Source organism: Bacteroides sp. NSJ-48 (assembly GCF_014287405.1).
Lineage (GTDB): Bacteria > Bacteroidota > Bacteroidia > Bacteroidales > Bacteroidaceae > Bacteroides > Bacteroides stercoris.
This window is the reverse complement of the sequence record NZ_JACOOD010000082.1, coordinates 1-6,304: the sequence shown is the minus strand read 5'-3', so window position 1 is coordinate 6,304 and position 6,304 is coordinate 1. Positions and strand designations below refer to the sequence as shown.

Below are 6,304 nucleotides of genomic sequence, written 5' to 3'. Positions count from 1 at the left end.
AAAAATCAAAGAATAATGAACATACTGAACAACAAGAACAAGAGAACATCAATCTTCAAGGCGTTGGCACTCTGCCTGTTCGCCGCAGTGTCATTCACATTCGTATCGTGCGACGACGATATGGACATCCAGCAATCCTATCCCTTCACGGTGGAAACCATGCCCGTGCCGAACAAGGTCACAAAGGGGCAGACGGTGGAAATCCGCTGTGAGCTGAAGAAAACGGGCGATTTCGCCAATACCCTCTATACCATCCGGTATTTCCAGTTCGAGGGTGAGGGCACACTGAAAATGGACAACGGCATCACTTTCCTGCCCAATGACCGCTACCTGCTCGAAAACGAGAAGTTCCGGCTGTACTACACGGCGCAAGGTGACGAGGCGCACAACTTCATCGTGGTAGTGGAGGACAATTTCGGCAACTCCTATGAGTTGGAATTTGACTTCAACAACCGAAACGTGAAGGATGACGGGGTTATCACTGTTGTCCCCATCGGGAACTTCAAGCCCTTTACACGATGATGCGTGTATTCATGGCTATCCTCTGTTCGCTTCTGGCGGTCTGTTCCGTGTCCGCACGGAACAGACGCCATGAGGGAACGGACGGGCAGGCGGCTATCTACCGGCTGCCACCATTTGAGAGGGCGGTGCGATGCACGAAGTATTTTGAGGGCTGGCATTCGGAAAAACATCACCCGTATGTAGGATATGGACATCGGTTGCAGCCGGGGGAAAGGTATTCGGCACGCACCATGACGAAGCGGCAGGCGGACGCGCTTCTGCGAAAAGACCTGCGGAAGTTCTGCGCGATGTTCCAGCAGTTCGGGAAGGATTCGCTTCTGCTTGCCACGCTCGCCTACAATGTCGGTCCGTACCGTCTTTTGGGGAGTGGGAAGATACCCAAAAGCACGCTAATCCGAAAGCTGGAGGCGGGTGACAGGAACATCTACCGGGAGTATATCGCTTTCTGTAACTATAAGGGGAAACGCCACGCCATGCTGCTCAAACGAAGGAAGGCTGAGTTTGCGCTGCTGTATGTACCATAAAGAATAAGTGTCTGACGAAAGAAACTCCGATGAAGCCGCCAACTTCATCGGAGTTTCAGTTTTCATACATTCGGGATTGTCCCTTTGCCTGCAACCTCACCGTCCCTGCAATGCTCTATGATACCGGGTGAAAATCCCATGCTGCCGATTGCGATATGCCGGATATAGTCTGTATATTCCTGACCTTGAAAATTCCTGCCCGTAAGGTTCTTGAAAACCATCTTTATGCTTATGCCGTCGTTGCTGTACAAGATGGTTTTTCCGTTCTGTCTGATTGTTTCCATGATTAAAACTTGTTTTTGTGAATACTATCGTAGATTGGTACAAAGGTTTCTTTGCCTACTTTCTTATCCGCCATCATGCTCATGAAAGAAAGTAGGCGGCTTTTGCCGCCCACCCCTCAAAAGCGGGTGTAAAGTCCCGTTACCATCGTGAACATTTCCTCCAGCATATCGCAATATATCCCCTCGTGCGTTTCAATGTCCTTCGTCCTGCTCTCGAATGTCTTTTTGCTGAACGTCTTGCGGTAGAAACGCATATTGTATAGGTCTGCCCCTCCGTCATAGATGATGTCAAGGCGGTTGGCACTGGTCTTGTTCCTCGCAAGGCTCATGCGCAAGCCGTTGCCCATGTCTGTGAAGTCTTTGCTTCCCGTCATGGCGGCAAAGCGTCTGCCGCCAATCTGCTCTAAAATTGTCTTTGCTATCATATCCGTTGTCTTTTAGGTTTATGGTTCGGGCGGTGCGGACACCGCCCCAATGTTCAAAATTCTGTTTTCTCGGTTATGGGTGTGCATTTTTCCAGCCACTCTTTCAGACATTCCATGCTATACTCGCTCGTGATGACTGCCGTATGGCTGTCAATGGCAGTGAAACGGCTGCTTTCATAGCTGTCTATCCACCCCTTTAGGGTATCAACTCCCCACGCTTCGGCATCGTCAAAGATGCCGTCCAATGCCGTAATGGGTTCGCTGAATTTGACTATCAGCGTTTGGTAGCCTGCTTCGTTCATCGCTTCTCCTCCTTCCTTTCCTTTGCCGTTAGCCACTTGTCCCGTGCGGCTCGACATTCGTCTAATGTGGGTTTGACACAAGAGAAAAGTTCCCCGTCCGTGTGGCGGTAGTCGTATTGCACAAGGGTGCGTTTGCGTCTGTCGATACCCGTTTGGAATTTCTCGTAGTTCTCCGTTCCTGCCGATTGGCAGGTGCTTACTCCGTTAATTGTCATTTTGTTGCCATAGTCGTTGTTATTTAGATGATTAGAAATGTACAGACAGCACTCTGTGTTGCATCACCATTTCGGGGTCGCTCGTGTAGCGTTGGTGCAGGTAGAAATGATGAGAGCCGAAGCCGTAAAGGAAGAACTTGTCAAGTTCGTGTTTCTCGGCAAAGTCCTTGACGCTCGCCCTTAATTGCTCCTCACTCTGACAAAGAGTGAGGAGGTTCATAAATTCAAGGAACATCGTGGGGATTTTATCATCCCATAGGAAAACCATGCTTTCAAATCTTACTTCCATAATGTTAGTTGTTAGATGTCGATATTATGCCGCTTTCATCCGCTGGCGGATAAGGTTGGCGTTCTTGTTCACAAGGGCGATGATGCGGTCGTGGTATTCGGAGTTCTCGTTGCATACGCCACGACACTGCACCACCTCAAAAGTTTTTAGTGACACCTCTATCGTTTCAATTCGTTTTCCGTCAATGGTGGCGGATAGGATAAGGGAGTCTTTTCGTTTGTGGTAACCGCCCACACAATGGTGCATCGTCCTTCCTTCCTCTGCCATTTCTTCCACGCTCTCTATGACTTTGACGCAAATAAGGCTGTCGGTAAAGGCAAGTCCGAAGAATATGCCCTTAGCTTTCAGATATTGTTTCTCGTCCTCAATCGCTTTCCTGCGTTGCTGTTCAGTCCGCTCATGTTTCCTTTGCAGGTTGCGCTTTGCCACCAACTTGTCGTGTTCAACTTTGAGGTCGGCAGGGCAAACGTATTTCGGGCTGTTTGTGTCCTTGCCGAAATGACGCAGGAGGTCTATGGTGTCACGCCACATTGAGCCGTCCTCAATAGTATAGCCGTTGCGGATACATATCTTGATTGAAGCCCAATACTCTCCAATATTGAAAGAGTGGTACAGATAGTAGCGCAACATGGGATATTGCCCTGCCTTCAACAGCGTTTCCGCACGGCTGTCCGACAATAATGCCGGTATTAGTTTGGTGGGTACAATGTCGTGGAAATTGCCGTTAAAGCCGTTTCTGCGGAGCGTCGGCAACACCTTATATCTTGGATATATCGGGGAATATGAGATATGGCGGTACGCTTCATTGTCATTGCGGATAGCAAAAGGAGAAGCGAATGAGAACGTGTCGATGTAGCATCCCAATGTGCGTGGAATGGCAACAACAGCCTTACGCCCTTGTTCATTCCACCAATACTGCCCGATTTCAAGGGCATAGGACTTGGCATTAACCCCTTTCTCCATACCCACGACAAGCAAGAACATTCGTAGCACTTGGTATTCTCCGCTTGTGGTAAGGGTTGTGAAATACTGCTTTTGTCTTACCTTGCGCTGATAGGTGAGGCAGACTTTCAAACTTGCTCCACATTCGGGACACGTACAATGCTCGGTCTGCTCCGTCATTACCCAACTATGACCGCAATCCATACAAGTGGTACGACCTTTCGGCAAGCGGTGTGCATAATGCTCCACGCAATTACGGAATGCCCAATTTATCTGTATCGGGGTTATCGGGCGTAGTTTCTTGCTTTGGGCAAGAACTGCTTTTTCAAATTTGTTTCTCGGTTTCATAAGCCAAAATCAAATAATGAGGGTTGAACTTGGGTTTCTGTTTTCGCCTTTGTCGGCTTGGTGCGGTTCTGCAACTTGCGGAGTTCCTCGTCTTGGTATCTGCGGACTGCCTGCTGACGTGCTTCTGCTTTTTCCTCTGCCGTGAGTTCCACAATGTGGTTCACCGCCACTTGGCATTGGATAGGCTTGCCCACCTCAATCTCGTTCTCGTCATAGTAGTGTACTGCTTGTCCGTATATCTCTCCGTCCGTGAAGCCGTTACAACCGCTTTTCTGCACATAGTTCAGAATGTAGGTTACGCAATCGTCAATGTTCTTGGCTGGATTGCGGTAGTTCTTCGCAAAGAGCGTGTCTTCCTCCGCACGTTGTTCCAAATACATCTGTATCGTTCTCTTGAAATGGTCTGTTCCTTTCATATCGCTGTCGTTTTTATGAGTTGTCAAATAGTATGTTTCAAAATCTCCCTCCAATAAATCGGCTCAACCTCGCTCAATAGGAAGTCTATAAAGTCCTTCCGTGCGTCCTTGTTCAGTTCGTGGTAGAGTCCACGGAACACGGACATATTGCCGTTGAGGTATGTTTCCACCATGTACTCGAAGATGTTGCCCACCTCGTAGTATCTGCATTGTTGCTCCACTGTCTTGCTTCTTCTCTTTGCCATGTCGGTAGGGATTAAAGGGTGAATAACCAAAGAATGAAGCCGAAGAACAGGATAACGGAAAGAATAGCCACGATTACCCCTATTGCCACTCGGAACACTCCGTTTATTATCTCTCTGACGATGTACCAAAGGATGCCGGACACCCAAAAGGCGGTGCGCATGATTAGGGTGCATATCGCAAGCCCTATGTATTGCGCCATTTGTCTGAAATTTACCGTTGCTGTCATAGCCGTATCATTTGTTAAGTTCCACGATGCTGTCTATCCTGCCGTATAGGAAACTGCGGAGTGCGGTCTTGTCGGTAGCCTTGTATTCCGCCCAATGTCCATACTGCTTTACAATGTAGGTTCGGAGAATGTCGGAAAAGTCAAACATCCAACCTTGCAAGGGTACTGCGCTCTTGAAATAGGTGTTGCTGTTCACGTTGCGTGTAAGCCAATCCTTTTCCTCTCGGCTCAATTTCTCACCATTGTTCAGTTTGGTGCGAAGTCCGTACACCTTGCTGCCTTGCAGGTTCTCCAAACTTGGTACTTCCCATGCCACGAATTTTGTTGCTATTGCCGTTCTCATATCCGTTTTGTTTTTGATTTTTTGTTTTTTAATGCGGATTCAAGAGCTGAGGGAGTTGAGTTTCAAACTATCTTATCTGCTTCTCGTTTATCCGACATTTTTTTTAATGCGTCTTTCTGTCGCATCGGTCGTTTTCGTTTCGGGTGCTTAAAAAGGTAGGGATTAGGGAATGCAAGGTTTTTCGGAAAAATACTACCCGAAAGGCTGGAGATTTTTCCAGAAAACAGGAGGCTTGACCTTGCTTTCCCGTACAATCCCGGAGTTACCTTTGCACCCAGCACGAAAATGACTGCCTGATGCGGCTCACTGAAAGGCGCGAAAATGGAGGTAAACGGAAGTGGAGGCAGATTAGACAGGAAAACTTCAAAAGAGAAATCCGTGAAAAAGACATCCCCAACAGAAAAGAACATAGCCGGTAGCGTGAAACCGAGCAAACCATCGGCAAGGAAGTATGTTTTTATCTGTTTGGCCAAACGTGTTTGGTCGGATGGATAAAATCATTCTTCCCGGTTTGTCTGCCGTGAGTGACGGCTTGTTCCATTTATGGAATGTGCGGTCATACACGGCTTTCCGCTTCCGGCTCAAAAGGACAACGAAAAAAGAAAAATCGTCAAAACCCCGTAAAAGCACCTCTTTGGCATAAGCACAAAAGAAAGGGGCCTTGTCTCATCAGTCTAAACTATTGTTTAGGCGTGAGGCAAAGCCCTTTTCTCCGCTTATGCGGCAGTCGGCACACGTTCGTTCAAAATCTTTTTGGGCGATGGTGTGCTGACGGATAAAATCGCTTTTACGGAAAAACTTGTGTGAGAAGAAAAAATCAGGAGATTCATTTCTAAATCTCCCGTTTTATTGTTACTTTTGCATACGAAGAGTTCTTTGAAGGTTACGCAACGCACAGAAGAATAATGCAGTAGATAACTAACTAATTCGTAACCTATTACTATTATGAGCGATTACCCAATGCTCATTTCCAATAAATTACACTCTTTTCGTAACTTCATGGAGCAAAAATACGGGTTTCTTTTCGGTAAGGGGTGGATGAATTGATGTTTGAAATGGAATTTTTGACCGGATTCGGTCTTATGGATGAAATTTTACATAATTAACGTGAGTTCGAAATAAAATCAAAAAATAGCAAGTTGTCCGTCATTGACAAAATTTACGTCAATGGCGGGCTTCTTTTCAAAAAAGCAGTATGCCGCGATAGCCGACAAGGAGTTGG

The 6,304-nt window shown here is 47.2% G+C and carries 13 protein-coding genes and 1 pseudogene; 2 read left to right on the top strand and 12 right to left on the bottom strand.

The annotated features are described in order from the left end of the window. Positions 1–15 precede the first annotated feature (15 nt). Together H8S52_RS19280 and H8S52_RS19275 are read left to right on the top strand one after the other, a co-directional pair. Complete coding sequence (locus H8S52_RS19280; RefSeq protein ID WP_032595742.1) at positions 16–522, top strand: DUF3872 domain-containing protein; 507 nt, start codon at positions 16–18, stop codon at positions 520–522. Then, a complete protein-coding gene (locus tag H8S52_RS19275; RefSeq protein WP_005827312.1) occupies positions 519–1,046 on the top strand; it encodes a glycoside hydrolase family protein in 528 nt (175 codons plus the stop codon). Before H8S52_RS19280 ends, H8S52_RS19275 begins: the two co-directional genes overlap by 4 nt. Positions 1,047–1,108: 62 nt before the next feature. On the opposite strand, the gene H8S52_RS19270 is transcribed toward H8S52_RS19275, so the two are convergent. The 12 genes and pseudogenes from H8S52_RS19270 to H8S52_RS20105 form a co-directional block, all read right to left on the bottom strand. Further along, positions 1,109–1,330 (bottom strand): hypothetical protein, encoded by a 222-nt coding sequence (locus H8S52_RS19270; protein WP_004310300.1) that lies wholly within the window; start codon positions 1,328–1,330, stop codon positions 1,109–1,111. 116 nt (positions 1,331–1,446) lie between these two features. Beyond that, complete coding sequence (locus H8S52_RS19265; RefSeq protein ID WP_004310301.1) at positions 1,447–1,755, bottom strand: hypothetical protein; 309 nt, start codon at positions 1,753–1,755, stop codon at positions 1,447–1,449. A 53-nt stretch (positions 1,756–1,808) separates the two neighbouring features. Further along, on the bottom strand, positions 1,809–2,114 hold the full coding sequence (locus tag H8S52_RS19260; RefSeq protein ID WP_004310302.1) for a hypothetical protein: 306 nt from the start codon (positions 2,112–2,114) through the stop codon (positions 1,809–1,811). Then, the gene (locus tag H8S52_RS19255; protein WP_008770680.1) at positions 2,054–2,272 is read right to left on the bottom strand and encodes a DUF3873 domain-containing protein; all 219 of its coding nucleotides are present in this window, start codon (positions 2,270–2,272) and stop codon (positions 2,054–2,056) included. Before H8S52_RS19255 ends, H8S52_RS19260 begins: the two co-directional genes overlap by 61 nt. Positions 2,273–2,303: 31 nt before the next feature. Beyond that, positions 2,304–2,561, bottom strand: coding sequence for a hypothetical protein (locus H8S52_RS19250; protein WP_005827305.1), 258 nt, complete (start codon positions 2,559–2,561; stop codon positions 2,304–2,306). A gap of 24 nt (positions 2,562–2,585) precedes the next feature. Further along, the gene (locus tag H8S52_RS19245; RefSeq protein WP_004310303.1) at positions 2,586–3,851 is read right to left on the bottom strand and encodes a PcfJ domain-containing protein; all 1,266 of its coding nucleotides are present in this window, start codon (positions 3,849–3,851) and stop codon (positions 2,586–2,588) included. Then, positions 3,848–4,267 (bottom strand): PcfK-like family protein, encoded by a 420-nt coding sequence (locus H8S52_RS19240; RefSeq protein WP_004310304.1) that lies wholly within the window; start codon positions 4,265–4,267, stop codon positions 3,848–3,850. Before H8S52_RS19240 ends, H8S52_RS19245 begins: the two co-directional genes overlap by 4 nt. 23 nt (positions 4,268–4,290) lie before the next feature. Next, positions 4,291–4,512, bottom strand: a complete 222-nt coding sequence (locus H8S52_RS19235) for a hypothetical protein (RefSeq protein ID WP_008019901.1) — start codon at positions 4,510–4,512, stop codon at positions 4,291–4,293. A gap of 11 nt (positions 4,513–4,523) precedes the next feature. After that, positions 4,524–4,739 carry a hypothetical protein gene (locus tag H8S52_RS19230; protein WP_005643957.1) on the bottom strand — a complete coding sequence of 72 codons (216 nt, stop codon included), beginning with the start codon at positions 4,737–4,739 and terminating at the stop codon, positions 4,524–4,526. Between the two features lie 7 nt (positions 4,740–4,746). Beyond that, positions 4,747–5,082, bottom strand: a complete 336-nt coding sequence (locus tag H8S52_RS19225; protein ID WP_004310306.1) for a hypothetical protein — start codon at positions 5,080–5,082, stop codon at positions 4,747–4,749. Between the two features lie 62 nt (positions 5,083–5,144). Continuing rightward, a complete protein-coding gene (locus H8S52_RS19220) occupies positions 5,145–5,555 on the bottom strand; it encodes a hypothetical protein (RefSeq protein ID WP_032588465.1) in 411 nt (136 codons plus the stop codon). A 651-nt stretch (positions 5,556–6,206) separates the two neighbouring features. Beyond that, positions 6,207–6,304: pseudogene (locus tag H8S52_RS20105) on the bottom strand (IS982 family transposase); the annotation flags it as partial.